The sequence below is a fragment of the Ruegeria arenilitoris genome, from assembly GCF_013035315.1.
GTDB lineage: Bacteria > Pseudomonadota > Alphaproteobacteria > Rhodobacterales > Rhodobacteraceae > Ruegeria > Ruegeria arenilitoris_D.
Genome location: NZ_WQHP01000002.1, coordinates 160,013 through 181,744, shown reverse-complemented (window position 1 = coordinate 181,744; position 21,732 = coordinate 160,013). Strand labels below are relative to the sequence as shown.

Below are 21,732 nucleotides of genomic sequence, written 5' to 3'. Positions count from 1 at the left end.
CTTACTCCCCGTGGCTCTGATCGGCCAGATCGCGGACGATACGGTGATCGCCGCGGAACAGCACGTGGATCAGATGATCCGTTAGGGCGATGGCAAAAATCACTGCACCAATCAGCATAGTTGATTGCGGAATCCATAAAGCCGTCTTGTCCTGACCCTGGCTGACATCATTGAACTTCCAGCTCCAATAGACAAAGCGGTAGGCGTACCAGCAGAAATACCACATGACTGCGGCACCGATGGCAAAGCACCAGATTTCAAGAATGCGACGCACCTTGTCGGGCACGGCGTTCAACAAGATGGAAACGCGGATATGGCTGCCGCGGTTCAACGCGTTGGCAAACGCCAAAAAGGACGCGGCGGCCATGGCGTAACCTGCATAATCTGGTGCGCCGGGAAAGACTTCTCCGGTCCAGCGGGCCAGCATCTGCACGACGATCAGTAGCAAGATGGCGATCAGGCTCAGCGCCGCCAGAACCCCTGATGCCAGATAAATGAAATCCAGAACGGACCTGAGCCCTCGCAACGCCGCCATGCTGTCCCCGCTTTGATTTTTCTTTGGAATTCGGGCGGCAGTTCAAGCCGCCGCCCGAATGGGTCGGTTACTGAGCCGAATTGAATGCGTCGACGATGGCCTTGCCTTCGTCACCAGCGGCCTCAAGCCATTCATTGGTCATGGTAACGCCGATCTCTTTCAACTCGTTGGTCATCTGCTCGGAAGCCGGACCAACGGTCATACCACCATCGCGCAGACCTTGCAGGGTAAAGCCGGTATATTCCTTGGCACGCCAGTTACCGGCATATTCCGCCAGTTCGGCGCAGGCTTTAATAACGTTCTTGTTGGCGTCAGACACGCCCGACCAGACGTCTGAGTTGACCATCACGTAGTTACGCGGCAGCCAGGCGTCGACCTCATAGAAATAGTTCAGACTTTCCCAGACCTTCCGGTCATAGCCCGTCGAACCCGACGACACCATCGAGTCCGCGACGCCAGTGGCAAACGCCTGACTGATTTCGGCTGCTTCGATGGTCACCGGCAACATGCCTGTCAGCTCGGCCAGACGCGAGGTGGCGTTGTTGTAGGACCGGAACTTGATACCTTCCATATCCGCGACCGAGTTGACCTCGTTCTTGAAATACAGACCCTGTGGGGGCCATGGAACGGCGTAGAGCAGGGTCAGGTTCTGTTCGGCCAACAGCTTTTCGATCGAGGGCTTTGCAGCCTCCCAAAGCTTGGCGCTGTCATCGAAGGACGTAGCCAGGAAAGGGATCGAGTCGAACCCGAACAGTGCATTTTCGTTCTGGTGGCCAGACAACAGGCGCTCACCAATCGGGGCTTGGCCGGTCTGAATGGCGCGCTTGATGTCCGCGCCCTTGAACAGTGAGCCGGACGGATGAGTTACGATCTCGATCTCTCCACCGGTGCCGGTGGTCACGCATTTGGCGAACTCCGCGCCTGTGGCTGAATGGAAGTTCGACGCCGAATACGCCATGGGCATATCCCATTTTTCGGCCATCGCCGGAGCTGCGGCTGCAGCGGTCAAGGCGGTTGCCGCCAGTAGGTTAGTCAATTTCTTCATCTTTCTCTCCCTGTTTAATGTCGTGTTTCCGGCGTTCGTCACCGGTATTTATGAAGTTGCGTATCGGGACGGAGCGTAAACGCTCATGTCCGCGTTCGGAGCTCTGCCCGCGATCATTTGCGACAGCAAACGCCCTGTTTTTGGCCCGCCTGTCAGGCCGATGTGATGGTGGCCAAAGCCCATGAACGCGCCGTCAACGCCTGGAACCTCGCCGATGATGGGGATCGAATCCGCTGGCGCGGGCCGATGGCCCATCCACTCCACCTCATCCTTCCATGTCACACCCGGAAAGGCCGCCCGGGCATTTTTGCGCATTAACTCGAACGGTGCCCGCGAGGGCGGCGCATCCAGCCCGCCGAATTCGACGATCCCAGCCAGTCGGATACGACCATCCATAGGTGTGGCCACAAATTTGCCTGACGCCACCATAACCGGGTTTTTGGGCATTGCGGAAGGTTCCACTAATTCAAGATGATACCCGCGCTCGGTTTCCAGCGGAACGGACACACCCAAATTTTTGGCCAGTGGCCCTGACCAGACACCTGCAGTAACAACGGCGGCATCACATTCGATGGTCTCACCACCGGCTCGTACGCCCGTGACTGCTCCGCTCTCGCGCACAACGTCATCGACGGTCGCGCGGACGATCCGGCCGCCTTTCGCTTCGACATGCGCGGCAAGGTCTTTCACATAGCGCCCGGGATCGGTGATATGCCCGTGATCTGACAGCTTTGCTGCAAACCCGATGTCTTTGCTGAAGATGGGGTCGTATGCGTGAAAGGCCTCGCCCTCCAGTTCTTCCCATTGAAACCCATGCTCACGTCGAATGCCCCAGCCAAAGGCATCACCGTCAAAATGCTGACGGTTCTCGTAGAGGAACAGATAGTCCGACGGGACAATCCACTTTTCGGCCCCGGTGCCCTGCGCCAATGCCTGGTGGTCATTCAGGCTGTCTCCAACGATGGGGGTCAAGGCCGCTGCGATCCGTTGGACATCTTCGGCGTTTGCGTGTTTCAGATACCGCATTAACCACGGCAGTAACTTGGGCACATAACCCCATTTCATGAACAACGGCTGGGACGGATCAAACAACATCCGTGGCGCTTTTTTCAGCAGCCCGGGCACCGTCACCGGAATAATCGAGCATGACGCCAACACTCCACCATTCCCATGCGAGGTGCCTTCGCCGGGTCCTGCCTTATCGATCAGGATTACGTCATGCCCATCGCGCTGCAGCCAGATCGCGGTCGAAACGCCAACAATTCCGGCGCCGATGATCGCTATGGTCTTTTTCTCGTTCATGCGGCCACCGCTTTGGACACAGCATAATGATTCAACTTGGCAACGTCTGGCGTTCCGCCCAAACCGGGCCCGTTGGGCACAATCACCTGTCCGTTTTTGATCTCGAAGGGCTCTTCCAAAATATCCTCAGCCAGAAAATACGACGCCTGATAAAACTCACATCCCAACGAAATCTCGGGCGTCGCGGCAATCATGTGCGTGCCCGCCAGATGCGCCAAACCGGCCTCGAACATGTCGCCGCCATAGGCACTGAGGCCATGAGCCGCCGCCATTCGGGCGACCGTCTGACCACGCGTCAAACCCCCAGACTTCATGATTTTGACCGACACCCCGTCGCAAATCCCCTCGCGCGCGGCGCGCTCCATATCCTCGGGACCAAAGACGCTTTCGTCAGCCAGCAAGGGCACGTCCGTCAGACGCCGCAGCTTGGCCATCATTCCATAGTGATGCGAACGCACGGGCTGTTCGATGAAGTCAGGACCGAACTGGGCCACGTCGCGAACCTGGTTCGGTGCATCCTCGATCGTCAGACCTTGATTATAGTCGACACGCACTGAGAACTGAGGACAGTTCTGCGCCAGATATTCCAAGCGCATGATGTCGAACGCGTGGTCCTTGAACCCTGTTTTTAACTTCACGATCCCAACACCATCGTCCTGCAAACGTGCGAGAAGATCGATGTCCTGTGCAAAGTCCGGATTGGCGATTGAGCAGCTTAACGGGATCGCATCCCGACACTTTCCGCCCAGCAAAGCCCACACCGGCGCAGCGCAGATCCTGCCTGCCAAATCCAGCAAAGCGGTCTCCAAGGCTGCCTTGGCCTCAGTACAGTGCGCCACAGCATAGGCCGCACGCGTCATGATTGCGGCCCTATCGGAAACGCGCGCGCCCACCACCAAAGGACGCAGGTACCGGTTCAATGCTGCAAAGGTTGCTTCGGGCGTTCCCGTGAAGACCGACCAGGGCGAGGCCTCGCCGAAGCCGTAACTGCCATCTTCTGACGTCAGACGTAAGATGACGACCTCGCACACCCCTTCGACGGACCCGATGCCGTGATCACGCCGGGATGTGACCGGCAGTTCAAGGTGCCAAAGGTCAAAACCTGTTATCTTTTGTGACAGATCGCCCATGCATCCTCCCAAGCGATAGGAGGCAGCCTGCCTTGACCAATATATCATTTCAAATACTATCTTTTCGTAAGTCCATCATTAGAAATGATAAGGTAGCTCATGTCGCTGCGTTTTCGCCAGTTGCAGGCGTTTCACGCCATCATGGAAACCGGCACGGTTACCGGGGCCGCGTCCGTGCTGGGTATCTCACAACCGGGCATAAGTAACCTTCTGGCCCAACTCGAGCGCGAAGCCCGCCTTCCGCTGTTCGAACGCACCAAAGGGCGGTTGCTGCCGACCCCAGAAGCAGAACTGTTGTATCGTGAGGTGGACACCGTGGTCCGAGGGCTGGATCACGTTGCGCAGGCCGTTTCAGATTTGCAGAATAAACACCCCGGGCAATTGCAGGTCGCAGCGCCACACCTTCTGTCCTTTGGGTTCATGCCGAGAGAGATCGCGCGATTTGCAAAATCCCGCCCCAACCTGTCGGTCAGCTTTCAATCGCAATACTCGTCAAAGATTCAGGAATGGGTCATCTCGGGCCTGTTCGAAATCGGTATTGTCGAGATGCCAATTCTCCACGACACGCTGAACTATCAGGTGTTTCATTTCGAAACGATGGCGACCTTCCCGGATAACAGTCCTCTCGCCGACCACGACGTTCTGACGCCGGACCTTCTGGAGAATGAACCTTTCATTGTCATGGGGCCCGAACACCAGACCCACCGCCGGACCCGCGACATCTTTCAAGCCGCGGGATGCAGTTGGAACACACGTATTCACACGCATCTTTCGGAAAACCTGCTGAGCTTCGTCAAACAGGGGATGGGCGTCGCAATGATCGACCCTTTCACGGTGACGTTCGATGGCGAGAGCGGGTATCAAACCCGCCCATTTCGACCTGCCGTGACACTCGATCTAGCGATCATTACAGCCAAAGGGCGTCCTCTATCCACCATCGCGCAAGAGTTTTTGGCCCAGTTGACCCCGGCGATTGCCTCTTACGCCACCCATTCCGAAACCGGTGCCGCCGCTTCATGAAGCGGTTGCGAATGGATGTCGACCAGCGTCGGCCCGTCATGTTCTATCGCCTCTTTCAGCATTTTATGCAGGTCGTCCGGATCTTTGACCGTCCAGGATTTGACCCCAAATGCCTCAGCCACAGCGGCGTGATTGGTGCGGTTGAAATCGACATTGTAGTATCGCTGGCCAAAGCCTGCATCCTGTCCCGCTTTGATCCAGCCAAAAACCGCATTTGAGAATACGATCGAGGTGATTGGCATCTTGTGCCGCACCATCGTTTCAAACTCACCACAGGCGAAACCGAACGACCCATCGCCCATAACGGCTAGTGTTTTGACCGGTGGCCGGCCCACATGCGCGCCCATGGCGGCCCCTAGCGAGTATCCCAGCGCGCCGTGCGCCCGGTTGGTGATGAACTGCCGCCCCGGTTTGCGCCAACGGTAGTGGGCGCTGAAATACGGACAGGGTGTACCGGGGTCAGCCACGACAATTGCGTCATCATCCAATATGTCCATCAACGCAGCCATAACAGCCTCGGGCCGGATCGGGGTATCTCGGCTGGCTGCGAGAGATGCAAAATCGGCCAATTTGGCCTCCCAGGCAGCTTGGGCCTTGGCTGCGCCATTGAAACCCTGCAGATTTTCCCGCGCCTCAAGCGACTGCGCCAGGGATTCAAGTGCCAAACGGGCATCGGCACAGATCGCCACCTCGGTCTGATAGTTCGCGCCAATCACCATTGGATCGCTGTCGATATGGATGATGGTCGTGTCCCGACCGGGACTGCGCCAACGCTCGGTCGTAACGGACCCGGCGCGGCAGCCTACAAACATGACGACATCCGCCTGGTCGACCACGGCTCGCGTTGCCGGAACGCCGCCATTTGAGCCAACAACACCGAGGGCCAGCGGGTCAGTCTCGGCAATTGAGCCCTGCCCGGACACAGTTGTCGCAATCGGAATGTCCAAAAGTTGCGCAACGTGGCGCAAGGCGTCCTCTGCCCCGGACAAAACCGGCCCGCCGCCGCAAACAATGACGGCGGATTTGGCTTGTGCCAGAATGTCTGCGGCTGCCTCAATCGCGAGCAGATCAGGCCCCACCCGTTCAGCGGGATAGCTGCGATGACGCGCGTCGGCCCAGATCTCTGCCTCGTCCACTTGCGCTTTCTGAGTGTCAAACGGCAACGCCAGATGTGTGGCACCCGGCGTGCCGGTTGTCATCGCCCGAAACGCCGCACGGACCATTGCTGGCAATCGCGCGGCATCATCCAACGAGGTGTTCCACTTGGCCAAAGGCTTGAACAACGCAGCCTGATCCAGCTCGGTCAGCGGGTACTTTCCGCGGCTTGTCGTAGCGACATCAGAAGTGATCGCCAGAATAGGAACCGAGCTTTCATTGGCTTCGACCACTCCGGGAAGGATGTAGGTCGCCCCCCCACCAGACGGGCCTTCGCAGACGCCGGGCTTGCCGGTCACGCGGGCGTAGCCATCCGCCATGTATGCGGCGTGCCGCTCGTCGCGTGTCAGGATGTGCTGAATGCCATGATCCATACGCGCCAAGGCGTCGTAGAAAGGCAACGTCGTGTCTCCGCACAGGCCAAACATATGTTTGACCCCGTGTGCCTCTAACATCCGCACCATGGCTTCGGCGCCGGTCAGATAGTTGATCCCTGTCATGGCTTGGATTCCTTCGATTCACATCTGCACACAGAACTGTATACAGTTTTGTATATTGATTTCAACATCGGCTTGTGGCACCCCTTGACAAAAGAAAAAGGCACAGGTCATGGCAGGTCCACGCGTCGACGACATTTACGATCAGGTAAAGGCAATGGCCGTCTCGTTTCGCCTGCGGCCCGGGGACCGGTTGAACGAGGTGGCGCTGTCCAAGGAATTGGGCGTCAGCCGTACGCCTCTGCGCGAGGCCCTAAACCGGCTGGTTGCAGAACGGATGTTCGATTTTCGGCCCGGACAGGGTTTTTTCTGCCGCCCATTGGACGCGCAAAGCGTGTTTGACCTGTTCGAGTTGCGGCAGATTATCGAAACTGCCGCCGTGCGTACGGCTTGCGCAAAAGCCTCGGACGCCGAACTGCAAGCGCTTCACGATGAGCTGTACGCGACCGGCATCGACATCACCGGATTGACCGTGGAAGAGGCTGTTAGCCGTGACGAGGCGTTTCATCTGGGCATAGCCACCCTTTCCGGCAATGCAGAACTGGTTCAAACGCTGACCCGGATCAACGAACGCATCCGATACATCCGATGGGTTTCGATGAGCCTGGATCGGGTTCAGCGCTCGAAAGAGGAACACAAACAGGTCATGCAAGCGCTGGTGGAGCGTGATGCGGACGAAGCCGCACGTGTTTTGGGTGCGCATATCGCCAAACGGATGGATCAGGTGCAGAATGCTGTGCGGCACGGGATATCCAGCATCTATATGGAAGGGTCCCAGAACATCTCGGCCCGGATAATCGAGGAGGCTCAGGGATGATCGCCCAAGGCGGAAAATCCATCTACGGCGCGTCGGTCGGTATCCTCATGCTGGACGCGCGGTTCCCGCGGATCCCCGGTGACATGGGTAACGCTGTGACATGGCCGTTTCCAGTGCTCTATCGCATCGTCCGGGATGCTTCACCGGACCGAGTAGTCCGGCACAGGGCCGAGGGCATGCTGAACGCGTTTATCGACGCAGCGCGCGAATTGGTGAAAGACGGTGCTGATGGCATCACCACCAATTGCGGATTTCTGTCCCTGTTCCAGAAAGAATTGTCCGAGGCGGTGCCGGTCCCGGTCGTGACGTCTTCGCTCATGCAAGTACAGACGGTCAACTCAATGCTGCCCGCCGGGAAACGTGCAGGGGTACTGACCATTTCCGCGTCAACACTGACCCAGGATCATCTGATCGCTGCACAGGTTCCCAATGAAACGCCGATCGGGACCACCGAAGGCGGTCGTGAATTTACCCGCGCAATCCTTGGAAACGAGCTTGAACTTGACGTCAAAAAAGCACGGACCGACAACATCGAGGCCGCTGTTGCCCTGCAAGCTGAGAATCCGGATCTCGGCGCTATTGTGCTGGAATGTACGAACATGTGTCCCTACGCGGCAGATATTCAGCGCGCGACGGGTTTGCCCGTCTTTTCCATCGTAACTTTGGTCAGTTGGTTCCAAGCAGGGCTGGTACCCCCCACATTTCCCGCCCACTGACGCAACGCTCAGTCTGACGATCCGTTGACACGCACCAAGTCGTGCATTGCGCTTACTGACAATAGTTCGTAAGCGTCCGCCCCGCCGGTCGCAGCCTACCCGGCTATCAAAACAAGGACTGAAATTATGAAAACGACATTGGTCTGCTCCGGTGGACTGGATTCCGTATCGCTTGCGCATGTGCTGGCTGCGGAAGGGAACCTGTCACGGCTTGTGTCTTTCGACTATGGCCAGCGCCACACCAAGGAACTGACATTTGCAGCCGCCTGTGCAAAGCGGCTGAACGTGCCCCATCACGTCATTGACCTGCGTTCGGTTGGCGCATCGCTGACCGGCTCGGCCCTGACCGACGACTTGGACGTGCCGGATGGGCATTACGCGGAAGAGACGATGAAGGTCACCGTGGTCCCAAACCGCAATGCCATCATGCTGACAATCGCCTATGGCGTGGCAGCGGCACAGGGCGACGACGCCGTTGCGACAGCTGTGCATGGAGGCGACCACTTTATTTATCCAGATTGCCGTCCCTCATTCACCGACGCGTTCGACAGAATGCAACGCGCCGCGCTGGACGGCTATGCAGACGTGGCGCTTTACGTCCCGTTTGTACACCGCAGCAAAGCCGATATTGTCCGCGAGGGCGCGCGGGTCAACACTCCGTTCGACCAGACGTGGTCCTGTTACAAAGGCGGCGAAGTTCACTGCGGACGTTGCGGTACATGCGTTGAACGACGCGAGGCGTTCGATGTGGCCGGTGTGGCCGACCCTACCCAATACCAAGACGCTGAGTTCTGGAAATCGGCCATCGCTGAGGCGCGCGTCTGATGTACAGAATTACCAAAGAGTTCCACTTCTCCGCTTCACACCAGCTGGCTCATCTGCCTGAGGATCACCAATGCGCCCGCCTGCACGGTCACAACTACATCGTTGTCGTCGAACTGGCAGGGCGTGATCTGAACAGTGATGGGTTCGTGCGGGATTATCACGAACTAAAGCCGCTCAAGACCTATATCGACCACGAGTTCGACCACCGACATCTGAACGATGTGCTGAACGTCGTGTCGACCGCCGAGAACCTGGCGCGGCATTTCTTTGATTGGTGCGCGGTTCGTTGGCCAGAAACCGCAGCGGTCAAAGTGTCCGAGACGCCCAAAACCTGGGCCGAGTACCGCCCATGACGCTGCGCATATCCGAGATTTTGGCCCCACGGTACAGGGCGAAGGCGCTCTGATCGGACAACCCACAGTCTTTGTCCGCTCAGGTGGATGCGATTTTCGCTGCAGCTGGTGCGACAGCTTGCATGCGGTCGACAGCGCTCATCGCCATGACTGGGCGGCGATGGAGACTGAGGCGGTCTGGCGCGAAATCCTCCGTTTGTCTGGCGGGCATCCCTTGACCGTGTCTCTGTCGGGCGGCAACCCCGCTATTCAGGACTTTGGACCGCTGATCAAGCGTGGTGTGGCCGAAGGTTATGCTTTTGCCTGTGAAACGCAGGGGTCGATTGGCAAACCATGGTTCTCCGATCTGGCAATGCTGGTTCTCAGCCCCAAACCGCCAAGCAGCGGTGAGAACATGGATTGGGCAGCGTTCGAGGCTTGTCTGGCGGTTCGCCCCGCTCAGACGGCCCTCACGATTGTGATCTTTGACGATGCAGACTTCATCTGGGCCCGCGGCGTTGCAGATCGTTACCCGGACCTGCCGCTCTATCTGCAACCGGACAACCCGGACACCGACTCGACCAGCCCGGTTGACCTGACCAAAGCCACCAGCCGCTTAGAATGGCTGATCGAAAAGGCTCTGACCACCGAATGGTTCGCGCCGCGCATCCTGCCCCAGCTGCATGTGCTGGTCTGGGGCAACAAACGCGGCGTTTGACCGTAGGAGAGATAACATGACCGACAACATCTACAGCAACCTCGCCCAACTGGGCGGAGAAACCAAAATGCCCGCCAACCCGGAAGAGGCCGTTTTGGAGCGCGTTCAGAACCCGCAGGCGGACGTGGACTACAACGTGCGTTTTACAGCGCCCGAATTCACCTCGCTCTGCCCAATGACGGGACAGCCAGACTTTGCGCATCTCGTGATCGACTATGTGCCCGACCAGTGGTTGGTGGAAAGCAAAGCGCTCAAGCTGTTCCTGGGCTCGTTCCGCAACCACGGCGCGTTTCACGAAGATTGCACCATCTCTATCGCGCGTCGTCTGCAAGAGTATCTTGAGCCTCGCTGGTTGCGGATCGGCGGCTATTGGTACCCGCGCGGAGGCATCCCGATTGACGTGTTCTGGCAGACCGGCCCGATGCCCGAAGGCGTTTGGATCCCCGATCAGGGTGTGCCGCCGTATCGCGGACGGGGATGACGCAAAACCGGCCATCTTGCGCAACTATGTTTCGCCTCGCCGCACCAGTTTGAAACATCATGACAAGGCCAATCAAATGGGTTAGGTGTTCTTGTTACGAAGAACGAATTCCCGGTGAAGTTTGTGGAACAGGTGGCCTTTAATTTTGAGATGGGCGTTGTATGCGCCCTTCTGGCCTTCACTGTTTTTCTCTTTGTTTCCGAAATCGTCCGAATAGACCTGTCCGCCATTCTGGTTCTGGTTCTGATCGGCCTGCTCAGCTATGCGCCCGGTCTTGAAAACCTGGCGGACGTCCCGCGCCTGTTTGACGGGTTCGCCTCGAACGCGGTCATATCCATCATTGCGGTCATGATCGTGGGGGCCGGTCTGGACAAGACCGGGATCATGAACAAAGTCGCTGCCGTCATCCTGAAATATGGCGGCAAATCCGAAAACCGGGTTCTGCCGATCGTCTCGGGCACGGTGGGCGTGATTTCGTCATTCATGCAGAATGTCGGCGCGGCCGCTTTGTTTCTGCCCGTGGTCAGCCGGATTTCCTCGCGCTCCGGCATTCCGTTGTCTCGCCTGCTGATGCCAATGGGGTTCTGCGCAATTCTGGGCGGCACGATGACCATGGTCGGATCATCACCTTTGATCCTGCTGAACGATCTGATCCAGACAGCCAACAATGGGCTGCCTGCAGATCAGCAGATGGAGCCATTTGGCCTGTTTTCAGTTACCCCCATCGGGGTGGCTTTGATCCTGACCGGTATCGCCTATTTCCTGCTGCTCGGCCGCTGGGTTTTGCCGGGAGATGAAGGGTCTGACAACACCGGGACGGGCCAAGGTACGCAAGAGTACCTGCAGCGGGTTTATGGTCTGAAGGCGGATGTCTTCGAGGTGATTGTACCCGCAGAAAGCCCTCTGGTCGGGCAAATTCTGGCGGACATTAACCACGAAAACCACCTGTACATCATCTCGACATTCTACCGAGGCAAGACCTCGATGGTTCAGGTCCTGACTGCGGAAATTGCCGCGCCTTGCCGGTTGGCGATCATCGGACGTCGTTGGGTGGTCGAGGAATTCGCGCAAAAATACGGGCTGACGGTGCTGCCCGAACTGGACATTTTCGTAGAAGAGTTCGCCCCAACAAACGCAGGCATTGCCGAGGTCGTCATCACGCCCGATAGCAAACTGATTGGTAAATGCCCGCGCGAACTACTGTTCCGCAAAACATACGGCATGTCCCTGCTGGCCATCCATCGCGGTGAGGAAACACTCAGCCATGTCGAGACGGAAACACACCATTCCACCCAGATCGGGTTAGAGAAATTTCAGGCTGGTGACATGCTTGTCGCCCATACGCGATGGGACAACCTGATGCGCATCAAGCGCGACCCGGATTTTGTCGTTGTAACGACCGACTTTCCACAAGACGAATTGCGTCCACAAAAAGTCGGGTGGGCGCTGGCCTTTTTCGCGATTTCGCTATCGTTGATTTTGTTCACCGACGTGCGGCTGTCCCTCTGCCTTTTGACTGGCGCCGCGGGAATGATGCTGACCCGCGTTCTAAGCGTCGATGAAGCCTATCGCGCGGTCGGGTGGAACACCGTTTTTCTGCTGGCGTGCTTGATCCCCTTGGGACAGGCAGTGCAAAACACGGGGACTGCGGCGTGGATTGCACAGCAGATCATGGTCATTCTGGACGGCTGGCCGATCTGGTCGCTGCAAGCCGGCGTGGCCATTCTGGCCACTGCGTTTTCGCTGGTGATGTCGAACGTCGGGGCTACGGTTCTATTGGTGCCACTAGCCGTTTCCATTGCCGTCGCGGCTGGCGGGAATCCAGCCCTCTTTGCGCTGACGGTGGCCATATCGACATCGAACAGCTTCATCATTCCCACACATCAGGTGAATGCCTTGATTATGGGCCCCGCTGGGTACAAGGTCATGGACTTTGTAAGGTCCGGCGGAGTGATGACCATCCTGTTTCTGATTGTCTCTATGCTGATGCTGAATGTGCTTTACTGAATGCTAAGGCTAGCGTTCGTTGAAGGCGCGTTCCATGGTCATTTGCACTGGCTTCAAAAGGTACGCCAACAAGGTTTGCTCCCCTGTCGTCATCTCTGCGACGACTGTCATCCCAGCCTGCAATGGCCGTTCCCAGGAGCCAGCCCCAATCCTGTCTTCAGACAATTCGAAAGCCGTACGAAAATAGGTCTCACCGGTTTGTTCATCTGTCATGGGGACTGGATAGATTGACTTAAAACGGCCGTCGATTTTACCAAAAGCGACCTCAGAAATACCGTTCGAGCTGGGCGTTGGTCACGACCAAAACGGTGACGATAAATTGGGGTCGGAACTGGCTGATACCCTCGCAGCAACCTCCTCCGCTGACACGCCACCGCCTTGGCATTTGGATCAGTCTGACCACGAAAGCAATCAGGACGGAGATGTCATGGCCGAAGCCATTTTGTCCCATTCGGGCCCTGAGATCTCTTGCATCCAGACCGAGGCATATGAACGTATAGACTGGTAGTCGGTGCCTGGGCCTATGTTAGACTGGCGCGTTTATTTTGGCTTGCGCGCAACGACCCATGTTGGGTGATAAGTCAGCGGAACACCGGCATCGGTGCCAAAATCCCGAACGTAGTGATCCGTGAACTGAGCCAGGCTGGTTTTGGTCCAAACCTTCTGCGCCCGCCCGTTGACCCCGGTTCTCCGCAGGTGCTCAAGAACCTTTCTCGGGGATGGGAAATTCATTGATGAGAGACTCTCGCCGCTGGATACGATGTCCAGCTGGTCTTCGATAGCCGCAACCATATCGCCCGATCCGCATAGGCCCGGCGCTTTGGCATTTGATCCCACACGCACAAGTTCCCGGTACTGTTCTGGCCCAAAACCTGACACAACCAACCACCCCCCGGGGGCAAGTGCTTGGGCAGCGCGCTGCAAAAAGGTTCTGGGATCATGCAACCATTGGATCATCGAGGCCGAAGTGATCAGGTCGGGTCGTTGAGGCCATTCAACCGTTTCGGCGTCCCCGCACAAAAAAGCGGCGCGGACGGCTTCGGCGGTTTCCGCCGCTTCGGGTGAAAGGTCATTGACCGTCAGATTTTGAAAGTCAAATTCAGTACACAACCTGTGTGTCAGATGGCCGGTTCCGCAGCCAAACTCCAACGCGGCGGCAAACTGCTGAGGCGCGCCGCCAAGACGCATTTCTTCCACTAAGCGATCCGCGATTTTGGCCTGTTGGCTGGCCGAGCCGTGGTAGCTGCGAAAACTGCGGCTGAAACTGCGTTGCACCCGGTCGGTGATCTGGGCGTTCATGACAACCACTCCTGCCAGCTTTGGCCACTGCGAAATGGAACATGGGGCGCGGCGATACTGCGCACGGCGTCAAGGTGGTCATGCCAAGCGGCCTCTTGCGCACGTGTTGGGATGATCCGGTCCCGTTCAGGTATCCAGATGCGGTCAAACACTACGTCAGGGCAATCGCCCCGGTCAATCACGGCGTGAAGCTCGGCCCGGGCGGCAGATATATCAATTCTAGGTGCAGGCCCCTCCAAACCCGCACGACGGCAGAATTTGGCAAAGCTGCTTTCGGTCAGATTGTCTGCCGTGGCGCGGATCATATCCGGGGTAATTCCGCGCTCGGGGTCTGCTGGACACAAAGTGCCGCTGACCGCAACCAGGCGCTTGGGGCGGAATCCAGTTTGCGCCAACCAATGGCCCGCGGATGCGACGCCAAAGGAAAAGGCGATCAGGTCGACGTGGTCGTATTGCTCAAGATCCGGCAACGGATCGTCAAGCCGGGTATAGTCATCAACGAACAGCACGTCCCCGCCCCCAACAAGGCCGGCAAATGGCGCGGCTCCCAGCGCCCACCCGCCAAAAATCAGGATCAGATCATTCGCACCATTGCGCGACAACCATCTCTGTTTCATGACACGCCCCGAACCAGCGAAACCATTGCTGCGGTCACGCGGCTGAGTTCATCAGCCGAGATGATATAGGGCGGCATGCAGTAGATGTTACGCGCAAACGGCCGCAGCCATACGCCTGTTTCCGGTGCCAAAGCGTGCGCGATTGATGGGTCAACCCATTGCTCCATCTCGATGACACCGATTGCCCCAAGGACGCGCACATCAGCGACGCCGGGCAAGTCGCGCGCGGGCGCAAGCTCTTGCTTCATCTGTTCCGCAATAGAATGCACCTCGGAGCGCCAATCCCGGACGGACAGCTGGTTCAGGCTTGCCAGAGCAGCCGCGCATGCCAGCGGGTTCGCCATATAGGTCGGGCCGTGCATCAGAACGCCGGCCTCGCTTTCGCCGATCCTACGGGCAACCGTCTCGGTGGCAACGGTCGCGGACAGAGTGATGTGCCCGCCGGTCAGAGCCTTGCCGAGGCAGATGATGTCAGGAACAACGCCCGCATGCTGCATCGCAAACAACTCGCCCGTGCGACCGAAACCCGTGGCGATTTCATCAAAAATCAGCAGGACATCGTGGACTTTGCACAGCTCTTGCGCGTGTTTCAGCCACTGGGGGTGATAGAAGTACATACCACCCGCACCCTGCACTACGGGTTCAAGGATCAATGCAGCGATCTGATCCGCCTTACTCTCCAGCAGCTTTTCCAAAGCGTCCAATCCGTTCAAACTGGAGTCGTCAGTCCAGTCCTGATCGAACGAAATGGGCGGCCGCGGCAGGAAATGCTGGATCGAGAGCGCCCCGCTGAACAGCCCGTGCATGCCGTTCACGGGATCACAGACACTCATCGCCTTCCACGTATCTCCGTGATAGCCGCCCCGGATCGTGGCGAATTGCGTGCGTCCGGTGTTCCCCAGCGCCATCTGGTACTGAACGGCCATTTTCAGCGCGACCTCGATCGCGACCGATCCGCTGTCACTGTAGAAAATTCGGTCAAGTCCACCTGGCAACAGATCCACAAGGGTGCGCCCAAGTTCAATCGCCGGGTTATGCGTGAGGCCGCCGAACATCACATGCGGCATCTGTTGTAACTGCGCCTGCATCGCCGCGGTTATCGCCGGGTGACGATGCCCATGGGCCGCGCACCACCACGACGACATAGCATCGATCATCCGAGTGCCATCGTCACGGGTCAGCCAGACCCCATCAGCCTCGGTGATCAGGTGCATCGGACCAGGGTTCAGAACGTTTGTATAGGGGTGCCACAGATGTTGGGCGTCAAACTCCAAAGCAGTCACAACATCCCCCGGATCGTATCCACGTCGATGGCGTCAAAGGCGTCCGACAGAGTTTCGCGCGACAGCGGGTCAATATGTGGCAGGCGACCCAGATGGGTGACCTGACACATCTGAACGATGGTCTCCTCTACATCGGGTTCAGCCTCACCTACGAAAGCCACGCCAACCACATTGCAGCCCGCGCGTCGCAGGGCCATCAGAGACAGGCTGGTGTGGTTGATCGTCCCCAGTGCGGTGCGTGCCACCAAAACGACCGGTGCCTGCCATTGAGAGATCACATCGAGGAAAAAGACCTTCCGGTTCAACGGCACCATGATGCCACCGGCGCCTTCCACAACCAACGGTCCCTCGACTTGCGGCAAGGCAAGGCGATCAGGCTCGATCTCAAGCCCCATATCCTCGGCCGACAAATGCGGTGAGGCTGGCATGTTCAACCGATAAGCCTCTGGCAGAACCGTGGCGCCGGACAAAGACTCGACTGTTTCAGTATCCGTCGCGTCTTCGAGCCCGGATTGCACAGGCTTCCAATAGGTTGCACCCAGCGCGGCGGTCAGGCCCGCTGCAAATACGGTTTTACCAACACCGGTGTCGGTGCCTGTGACGATAACAGTGCTCATGCCGCCTCCGCCTGTTGTTGTGCCAGTGTTTCGAACAGAGCGCTGATGTCATCCTCGCCCACATTCCCAGTGATCGATACCCGCAAGCGCGACGTGCCCCGCGGTACGGTCGGCGGCCGGATACCACGAACGTCAAAGCCTTTGGCCTGTAACGTTGCGGCCATTTCCATGGTTTTGGCGTCATCACCCAGAACAACCGGAATGATTTGACTGTTCAGAGCTTCTTGTCCAATCCCGGATTTCTTCGCGACGGCATGCGCATGTGTGATGCGGGACTTAGCGGCCTGCGCTAGAGACGTGTCCTGTTGCAGATGCTGCAAGACAGCCCTCACAAGTGCCGCGTTGAATGGTGACGGGGCCGTAGCAAAGATAAAAGGGCGGGCGCGGTTGATGAGGGTATCAATCATGACCCGAGAGCCGCAGATCAAGCCACCTGCAACGCCAAGACCTTTACCACATGTGTGCAAGGTCAACAGTTCAGCCTTGAGGCCATGAGCCAGGCCCTGACCGTTGGGGCCAAACACGCCTGTGGCATGGGCCTCGTCAACAACCAAGATGGCACCGTATTCGCAGGCAAGATCAGACAGCTGCGTCAGAGGTGCCATATCACCTTCCATCGAATAGACGCTTTCAACGGCGATCCAGATTTGACCCACCGCACCTTCGGCCAGCCAATTTTCGATCACAAGGCGTGCAGCACCCACGTCATTGTGCGCAAAGGCCCGCGCTTGGCCGCGCCCCGTCCGCATACCTTCATGCGCGCTAGCGTGCACCAAATCATCGTAAAGGATCAGGTCTTCGGCTGCAGGAAGTGTCGAGAAAATCGCTTGGTTCGCCTGAAACCCACCCCCCATGAAAAGGGCGGCTTCGGCCTCAAAGAAAGCGGCGGCCTCGCGCTCCAGCGCTTCATGTTCCGGGTGGTTGCCGCGCAATAACCGCGATCCGCCTGATCCCAAAGGAACAGCGCGTGCCAAAGCTTGTTGAGCTGCGTCCTGCAACACAGGAGACTGCGCCAGTCCAAGATAGTCGTTGGAGGCAAAGTCCAGTCCACGCCGAGGTGAGAGCACCCGGCGGCGGTGCCGGGTGTCCAGCAGTTCAAGCATCGAGCGCAGACGACTCAATGCTTTCATTCAGCGGCGTCCAGACAGCTTTGTTCCGAAGCCGTTTCAGCCTGCAACCCCAGCTTGGCAAACAGGATGGCATCGGTATCTTCTTCGGGGTTCTCCGCCGTCAAAAGCGTTTCACCAACAAACATCGAGTTCGCACCGGCGAAGAAGCACATGGCTTGCAACTCATCGCTCATGTCGCTGCGACCTGCCGACAGGCGCACGTAGGAAGTTGGCATCATGATGCGTGCGACTGCGATGACTCGAACGAAATCGATCGGGTCAATGGGTTTCGCATCGGCCAGCGGAGTGTCTTCCTGCGGCATCAGCATGTTAATCGGAACAGAATCCGGTGCTGGATTCATGTTGGCAAGCGTTACCAGCATATCCACGCGGTCCTGAACCTCTTCACCCATGCCAAGGATACCGCCAGAGCAGACCTTGATCCCGGCTTCCTGCACCCGGTTCATCGTGTCGATCCGGTCTGCGAAAGTACGGGTTGTGATGACCTCGGAATAGTACCGTTCGGACGTGTCGATGTTGTGATTGTAGTAATCCAGCCCAGCGTCGCGCAGGCGGACCACTTGGTTGTCGTCCAGCATGCCCAGAGTCATGCATGTTTCCATGCCTAACTCGCGCACACCTTCGACCATTGCAACCAGCGCATCCATGTCCCGGTCTTTAGGCTCGCGCCAAGCAGCGCCCATGCAGAACCGGGTAGCGCCGCCATCGCGCGCCTTGCGCGCTTCGGTCAGAACACGCTGAACCTCAATAAGCTTGGAGGCCGACAGCTTCGATCCATTTCGAGCTGACTGCGAGCAATAGGCACAGTCTTCGGCACATCCACCGGTTTTGATCGACAACAGCTTAGAAGTCTGGACCTTGTTGGGATCAAAGTTTTCGCGATGCACCGACTGGGCGCGAAACAACAGATCCATCAGCGGAAGGTCGTACAGTGCTTGCGCATCTTCACGGGACCATAGCGGTGTGGTGTTTTTCATTTTATCGATACTTTTCGCAAACTCTCATGGCTACCCGATCTTTTATAGATAAAGGAGGGATTCACAACTGGAATCTGCCGCCCGCGTCATTCCGACCGATTCCTGCATTTGCGATTTACCAGAAGACGGCCACCAATGCCTTTGTCATCGCATTCCCGATATCGACTTTTGCAGGGCCACGATCAGGGCATCGCGTTGTTGCGAAAGTTCCGCAGGCGTTTTTCCTTCCGCCTCGGCCTGAACGCCGTCGACCAGTTGCCGGGTCACATCTTCCGACAGATAGACCTCACCCATGTCATCCCACCAACCGTTGAAGGTTTGGGTGAAGTGATCGCAAAAAGCCCGCAGCCCGCCCTCACCGGCACCCAGGTTGAACAGCATCGTTGGCCCCATTGCCGCCCACCGCAGCCCGGGGCCTGCCCAAACAGCTTTGTCGACATCTTCGACCGAGGCGACACCAGACGTCACCAGATGAATAGCTTCGCGCCAGATCGCGGCCTGGAGACGGTTTGCCACGTGACCGGGCACCTCTTTGTTTACGCGGATCGTCGTCTTGCCGAGGCTTTCGTAGAGACGTTGTGCGGCCTCGACCACGCCATCGGCAGTTTTGTCATTGCCCAGCACCTCGACCAGCGGGATCAGATGCGGAGGGTTGAACGGGTGGCCCAGCACAAACCGTGCTGGATTCTTCCAACCCGGCTGCATCTGCCCAAGGGTGAGCCCCGAAGCAGAACTGGCGACAATTGCATCGGGGGTCAGGGCGGGCTCAATCTGGGCGAAGGTGGCGTGCTTGATCTCGAGACGCTCTGGCACGTTTTCCTGGACGAATGCTGCACCCTCGACAGCGCTGGCAGCGTTTGGACTGAATGAGATCGCCTCAGGCGTGCCACGCTCCGCCAACCCCAGCTCGACAAGCGCGGGCCACGCAGTTTCGATATAGGAGCGCACCTTTTTTTCTACGTCGGGGTCCGGGTCGTACATCGCAACTGAACGGCCAGACGCCAGAAACAACGCGGCCCAGCTGGCGCCGATCACGCCGCCGCCAAGGCAAGCTGTGTGTTGTGTGTCCATCAAAACAATCCCGGATTAAGAGGCGAAGCAGCCGTCATACCGCCATCCACCGTGAACAACTGACCCGTCGCGAACGCCGCCTCATCCGAGGCGAGCCAAACGGCCATACTTGCAATATCCTCGGGCCTGCCAAACCTCCGCACGGCATGCCGCGTCAGTGCGTCCTTCCGCGCCGCGGCCGGGTCTGACGCCAGATCAAAGCCTGCATCCAACATTCCGGTTTCAATCCACCCGGGACAAATGGCATTGCAGCGAATTCCGGGGCCGTGGTCGACCGCAATCGACCGTGTCAGACCATGCACAAACGCCTTGGACGCATTGTAAAGCGCCATAGACGGGTCCGCGACTTTACCCGAGATCGAGCCAATATTGATGATCGACCCGCCCTCGGGCATCCGCGGGATGTAAGCGCGGCAGAGGTTGAACACGCCCCGGCAATTGGTGCCGATCACTGCCTCCCAATCCGCATCCGTACTGTCGGCTACGGTCTTTTCGACCTGAACCCCCGCGTTGTTGACAAGGATATCGGTGCCACCTGTCATTTCAGCGAGCTCACCGACGGCGATAGCGTCGGTAACGTCCAGCGGATACCAGGTGATGTTGTCTGACAGCCCCTCGGGCCGAGGCCCTCGACCGCAGGTGGTGACAACCGCACCTTCGCGAACGAATGCCTCGACGATCCCTCGCCCGATCCCCTGTCGACCACCGGTGACCAACGCTTTTTTTCCTGCAAGCCGCATCAGTGGGCCACCATCACATGGCGCACCGATGTGTAGGCGTCCAGCGCATAGACCGACATATCGCACCCGGTCCCTGATCCCTTCATCGCGGCCCAAGGCATTTCGGCAGCGGGCATCCCATGCGTGTTCACCCAGGTCATGCCATAGCGCAAACGCGAGGTCATCTGCATCGCGGTCGACACATCCTTGGTCCAGACCGACGACGCCAGACCGTAGCGTCCGGCATTTGCAATTCTCAGAGCGTCCTCAGCCTCAGTGAAACGTGACAGAGTCACAACGGGGCCAAACACCTCGTTGCAGGCAATTTCGGCATCGTTGTCCACATTCGCAACTACTGTTGGATGATAGAAGAAACCGGCTCCGTCACCTACCTTGCCACCTACGGCGATCTCGGCGCTGCTTCGGGCGCGGTCCACGAAACCGGCGACGCGGTCGCGTTGAACTGCCGACACGACGGGACCCATTTCCGTGCCTTCTGCCTTGGGCGCTCCGATCTGAATTTGGCTCACCTGATCGGCCACTTCGGCTACCAGACGGTCGTATACCCCATCTTGAACCATGACGCGGCAGGGCTGCGCACAATCCTGCCCGGCATTGAAAAACGAGCCATATCGGATCGTTTCGGCCACCGCATCGATATCAGCATCACCAAAGACAATGACCGGGGCCTTGCCGCCAAGTTCCAGATGCACATGGCGGATTTGGTTTGAAGCCGCCCGCATGGCCGCCATACCGGTCGCCGGAGAGCCGGTGACCGAAATCCCCTCGATCCTTGGATCATTGATCAGGCCGTCGCCGACAGATGCACCCCGACCGTGGACAACGTTCAACACGCCCTTTGGCAAAACATCCGAAAGCAATTCAGCCAGTCGGAGCGTGGCCAGCGGCGTAATCTCAGACGGCTTGATCACAATGGTACAGCCTGCGGCCAATGGCGCAGCGATTTTCCAAGCCGCCATCATTAGGGGATAGTTCCACGGCGCAATCGACGCCACAGACCCGATTGGATCCTTGCGGATCATCGAGGTATGGCCTGCCGCATACTCCCCCGCGACCGATCCCGTCATCGTACGCGCGGCCCCCGCCATGAACCGAAAGGTGTCGATGGTCAGCGGCATCTCTTCGTTACGGGCCATCGGCCAGGGCTTTCCTACATCCAGCGTTTCCAGCTCGGATAGTTCCTCGATGTTCTCATCGATGACATCCGCAATGGCCAAAAGCTGCGCTGATCGTTCCGCAGGAGCTGTAAGGCGATAGGTCTCAAAGGCTTCCTCGGCCGCGCGTGTTGCGGCTTCGATCTGCTCGGTTGAAGCCTCTGGCACTTGGGCAACAGACTCTCCGGTCGCCGGGTCCAGCACGGGCAGAGCGTCCCCGGCCCCCTCGACCATCTCGCCATTGATCAACATCTTTGTCTGCAT

Annotated in this window: 21 protein-coding genes and 1 pseudogene; 8 read left to right on the top strand and 14 right to left on the bottom strand. The window is 58.2% G+C overall.

All coding sequences use genetic code 11. The features are described from left to right. Position 1: 1 nt before the first annotated feature. From GOV53_RS05615 to GOV53_RS05600, 4 genes are all read right to left on the bottom strand, one after another. Positions 2 to 535, bottom strand: coding sequence for a TRAP transporter small permease (locus GOV53_RS05615; RefSeq protein WP_170464674.1), 534 nt, complete (start codon positions 533 to 535; stop codon positions 2 to 4). A 67-nt stretch (positions 536 to 602) separates the two neighbouring features. After that, the gene (locus GOV53_RS05610) at positions 603 to 1,580 is read right to left on the bottom strand and encodes a TRAP transporter substrate-binding protein (protein WP_170464673.1); all 978 of its coding nucleotides are present in this window, start codon (positions 1,578 to 1,580) and stop codon (positions 603 to 605) included. 48 nt (positions 1,581 to 1,628) lie between these two features. Continuing rightward, complete coding sequence (locus GOV53_RS05605) at positions 1,629 to 2,882, bottom strand: NAD(P)/FAD-dependent oxidoreductase (RefSeq protein ID WP_170464672.1); 1,254 nt, start codon at positions 2,880 to 2,882, stop codon at positions 1,629 to 1,631. Continuing rightward, positions 2,879 to 4,012: an enolase C-terminal domain-like protein gene (locus GOV53_RS05600; RefSeq protein WP_170464671.1), complete on the bottom strand. Its 1,134-nt coding sequence runs from the start codon at positions 4,010 to 4,012 to the stop codon at positions 2,879 to 2,881. The genes GOV53_RS05605 and GOV53_RS05600 overlap by 4 nt, the downstream gene beginning before the upstream one ends. 99 nt (positions 4,013 to 4,111) lie before the next feature. On the opposite strand from GOV53_RS05600, the gene GOV53_RS05595 reads away from it, so the two are divergent. Then, positions 4,112 to 5,032, top strand: coding sequence for a LysR family transcriptional regulator (locus GOV53_RS05595; RefSeq protein WP_170464670.1), 921 nt, complete (start codon positions 4,112 to 4,114; stop codon positions 5,030 to 5,032). Here GOV53_RS05595 and GOV53_RS05590 read toward each other — a convergent pair. After that, positions 4,993 to 6,687 (bottom strand): thiamine pyrophosphate-binding protein, encoded by a 1,695-nt coding sequence (locus GOV53_RS05590; protein WP_170464669.1) that lies wholly within the window; start codon positions 6,685 to 6,687, stop codon positions 4,993 to 4,995. The genes GOV53_RS05595 and GOV53_RS05590 overlap by 40 nt on opposite strands. Before the next feature lie 109 nt (positions 6,688 to 6,796). On the opposite strand from GOV53_RS05590, the gene GOV53_RS05585 reads away from it, so the two are divergent. From GOV53_RS05585 to GOV53_RS05555, 7 genes and pseudogenes are all read left to right on the top strand, one after another. Beyond that, positions 6,797 to 7,501, top strand: coding sequence for a GntR family transcriptional regulator (locus GOV53_RS05585; RefSeq protein WP_170464668.1), 705 nt, complete (start codon positions 6,797 to 6,799; stop codon positions 7,499 to 7,501). Continuing rightward, complete coding sequence (locus GOV53_RS05580) at positions 7,498 to 8,217, top strand: aspartate/glutamate racemase family protein (protein ID WP_170464667.1); 720 nt, start codon at positions 7,498 to 7,500, stop codon at positions 8,215 to 8,217. The genes GOV53_RS05585 and GOV53_RS05580 overlap by 4 nt, the downstream gene beginning before the upstream one ends. A 126-nt stretch (positions 8,218 to 8,343) precedes the next feature. Beyond that, entirely contained in the window at positions 8,344 to 9,042 is a 699-nt protein-coding gene (gene queC, locus GOV53_RS05575; protein WP_170464666.1) for a 7-cyano-7-deazaguanine synthase QueC, read from the top strand. Then, complete coding sequence (queD, locus tag GOV53_RS05570) at positions 9,042 to 9,395, top strand: 6-carboxytetrahydropterin synthase QueD (protein WP_170464665.1); 354 nt, start codon at positions 9,042 to 9,044, stop codon at positions 9,393 to 9,395. Before queC ends, queD begins: the two co-directional genes overlap by 1 nt. Further along, positions 9,392 to 10,092 (top strand): annotated as a pseudogene (queE, locus tag GOV53_RS05565) (7-carboxy-7-deazaguanine synthase QueE). Before queD ends, queE begins: the two are co-directional and overlap by 4 nt. Before the next feature lie 16 nt (positions 10,093 to 10,108). Next, positions 10,109 to 10,573, top strand: coding sequence for a preQ(1) synthase (gene queF / locus GOV53_RS05560; protein ID WP_170464664.1), 465 nt, complete (start codon positions 10,109 to 10,111; stop codon positions 10,571 to 10,573). A gap of 150 nt (positions 10,574 to 10,723) precedes the next feature. Continuing rightward, complete coding sequence (locus tag GOV53_RS05555; protein WP_170465065.1) at positions 10,724 to 12,580, top strand: SLC13 family permease; 1,857 nt, start codon at positions 10,724 to 10,726, stop codon at positions 12,578 to 12,580. 540 nt (positions 12,581 to 13,120) lie between these two features. On the opposite strand, the gene GOV53_RS05550 is transcribed toward GOV53_RS05555, so the two are convergent. The 9 genes from GOV53_RS05550 to GOV53_RS05510 form a co-directional block, all read right to left on the bottom strand. After that, a complete protein-coding gene (locus tag GOV53_RS05550; protein WP_170464663.1) occupies positions 13,121 to 13,879 on the bottom strand; it encodes a methyltransferase domain-containing protein in 759 nt (252 codons plus the stop codon). Next, positions 13,876 to 14,496 (bottom strand): pimeloyl-ACP methyl esterase BioG family protein, encoded by a 621-nt coding sequence (locus GOV53_RS05545; RefSeq protein ID WP_170464662.1) that lies wholly within the window; start codon positions 14,494 to 14,496, stop codon positions 13,876 to 13,878. The genes GOV53_RS05550 and GOV53_RS05545 overlap by 4 nt, the downstream gene beginning before the upstream one ends. Continuing rightward, a complete protein-coding gene (gene bioA / locus GOV53_RS05540; protein WP_170464661.1) occupies positions 14,493 to 15,779 on the bottom strand; it encodes an adenosylmethionine--8-amino-7-oxononanoate transaminase in 1,287 nt (428 codons plus the stop codon). Before bioA ends, GOV53_RS05545 begins: the two co-directional genes overlap by 4 nt. Next, on the bottom strand, positions 15,776 to 16,396 hold the full coding sequence (bioD, locus tag GOV53_RS05535) for a dethiobiotin synthase (RefSeq protein WP_170464660.1): 621 nt from the start codon (positions 16,394 to 16,396) through the stop codon (positions 15,776 to 15,778). Before bioD ends, bioA begins: the two co-directional genes overlap by 4 nt. After that, complete coding sequence (locus GOV53_RS05530; RefSeq protein WP_170464659.1) at positions 16,393 to 17,526, bottom strand: 8-amino-7-oxononanoate synthase; 1,134 nt, start codon at positions 17,524 to 17,526, stop codon at positions 16,393 to 16,395. The genes bioD and GOV53_RS05530 overlap by 4 nt, the downstream gene beginning before the upstream one ends. Continuing rightward, positions 17,523 to 18,503 (bottom strand): biotin synthase BioB, encoded by a 981-nt coding sequence (gene bioB, locus GOV53_RS05525; RefSeq protein WP_170464658.1) that lies wholly within the window; start codon positions 18,501 to 18,503, stop codon positions 17,523 to 17,525. Before bioB ends, GOV53_RS05530 begins: the two co-directional genes overlap by 4 nt. 144 nt (positions 18,504 to 18,647) lie before the next feature. Then, positions 18,648 to 19,574, bottom strand: a complete 927-nt coding sequence (locus GOV53_RS05520) for a 3-hydroxyacyl-CoA dehydrogenase NAD-binding domain-containing protein (RefSeq protein WP_170464657.1) — start codon at positions 19,572 to 19,574, stop codon at positions 18,648 to 18,650. Further along, on the bottom strand, positions 19,574 to 20,314 hold the full coding sequence (locus tag GOV53_RS05515) for an SDR family NAD(P)-dependent oxidoreductase (protein WP_170464656.1): 741 nt from the start codon (positions 20,312 to 20,314) through the stop codon (positions 19,574 to 19,576). Before GOV53_RS05515 ends, GOV53_RS05520 begins: the two co-directional genes overlap by 1 nt. After that, positions 20,314 to 21,732 (bottom strand): aminobutyraldehyde dehydrogenase, encoded by a 1,419-nt coding sequence (locus GOV53_RS05510; protein ID WP_170464655.1) that lies wholly within the window; start codon positions 21,730 to 21,732, stop codon positions 20,314 to 20,316. The genes GOV53_RS05515 and GOV53_RS05510 overlap by 1 nt, the downstream gene beginning before the upstream one ends.

Coding starts and splice junctions, on each gene's coding strand:
- GOV53_RS05615 (WP_170464674.1), bottom strand. CDS start 535: ATGGCGGCGTTGCGAGGGCTCAGGTCCGTTCTGGATTTCATTTATCTG.
- GOV53_RS05610 (WP_170464673.1), bottom strand. CDS start 1,580: ATGAAGAAATTGACTAACCTACTGGCGGCAACCGCCTTGACCGCTGCA.
- GOV53_RS05605 (WP_170464672.1), bottom strand. CDS start 2,882: ATGAACGAGAAAAAGACCATAGCGATCATCGGCGCCGGAATTGTTGGC.
- GOV53_RS05600 (WP_170464671.1), bottom strand. CDS start 4,012: ATGGGCGATCTGTCACAAAAGATAACAGGTTTTGACCTTTGGCACCTT.
- GOV53_RS05595 (WP_170464670.1), top strand. CDS start 4,112: ATGTCGCTGCGTTTTCGCCAGTTGCAGGCGTTTCACGCCATCATGGAA.
- GOV53_RS05590 (WP_170464669.1), bottom strand. CDS start 6,687: ATGACAGGGATCAACTATCTGACCGGCGCCGAAGCCATGGTGCGGATG.
- GOV53_RS05585 (WP_170464668.1), top strand. CDS start 6,797: ATGGCAGGTCCACGCGTCGACGACATTTACGATCAGGTAAAGGCAATG.
- GOV53_RS05580 (WP_170464667.1), top strand. CDS start 7,498: ATGATCGCCCAAGGCGGAAAATCCATCTACGGCGCGTCGGTCGGTATC.
- queC (WP_170464666.1), top strand. CDS start 8,344: ATGAAAACGACATTGGTCTGCTCCGGTGGACTGGATTCCGTATCGCTT.
- queD (WP_170464665.1), top strand. CDS start 9,042: ATGTACAGAATTACCAAAGAGTTCCACTTCTCCGCTTCACACCAGCTG.
- queF (WP_170464664.1), top strand. CDS start 10,109: ATGACCGACAACATCTACAGCAACCTCGCCCAACTGGGCGGAGAAACC.
- GOV53_RS05555 (WP_170465065.1), top strand. CDS start 10,724: ATGGGCGTTGTATGCGCCCTTCTGGCCTTCACTGTTTTTCTCTTTGTT.
- GOV53_RS05550 (WP_170464663.1), bottom strand. CDS start 13,879: ATGAACGCCCAGATCACCGACCGGGTGCAACGCAGTTTCAGCCGCAGT.
- GOV53_RS05545 (WP_170464662.1), bottom strand. CDS start 14,496: ATGAAACAGAGATGGTTGTCGCGCAATGGTGCGAATGATCTGATCCTG.
- bioD (WP_170464660.1), bottom strand. CDS start 16,396: ATGAGCACTGTTATCGTCACAGGCACCGACACCGGTGTTGGTAAAACC.
- GOV53_RS05530 (WP_170464659.1), bottom strand. CDS start 17,526: ATGAAAGCATTGAGTCGTCTGCGCTCGATGCTTGAACTGCTGGACACC.
- bioB (WP_170464658.1), bottom strand. CDS start 18,503: ATGAAAAACACCACACCGCTATGGTCCCGTGAAGATGCGCAAGCACTG.
- GOV53_RS05520 (WP_170464657.1), bottom strand. CDS start 19,574: ATGGACACACAACACACAGCTTGCCTTGGCGGCGGCGTGATCGGCGCC.
- GOV53_RS05515 (WP_170464656.1), bottom strand. CDS start 20,314: ATGCGGCTTGCAGGAAAAAAAGCGTTGGTCACCGGTGGTCGACAGGGG.
- GOV53_RS05510 (WP_170464655.1), bottom strand. CDS start 21,732: ATGCAGACAAAGATGTTGATCAATGGCGAGATGGTCGAGGGGGCCGGG.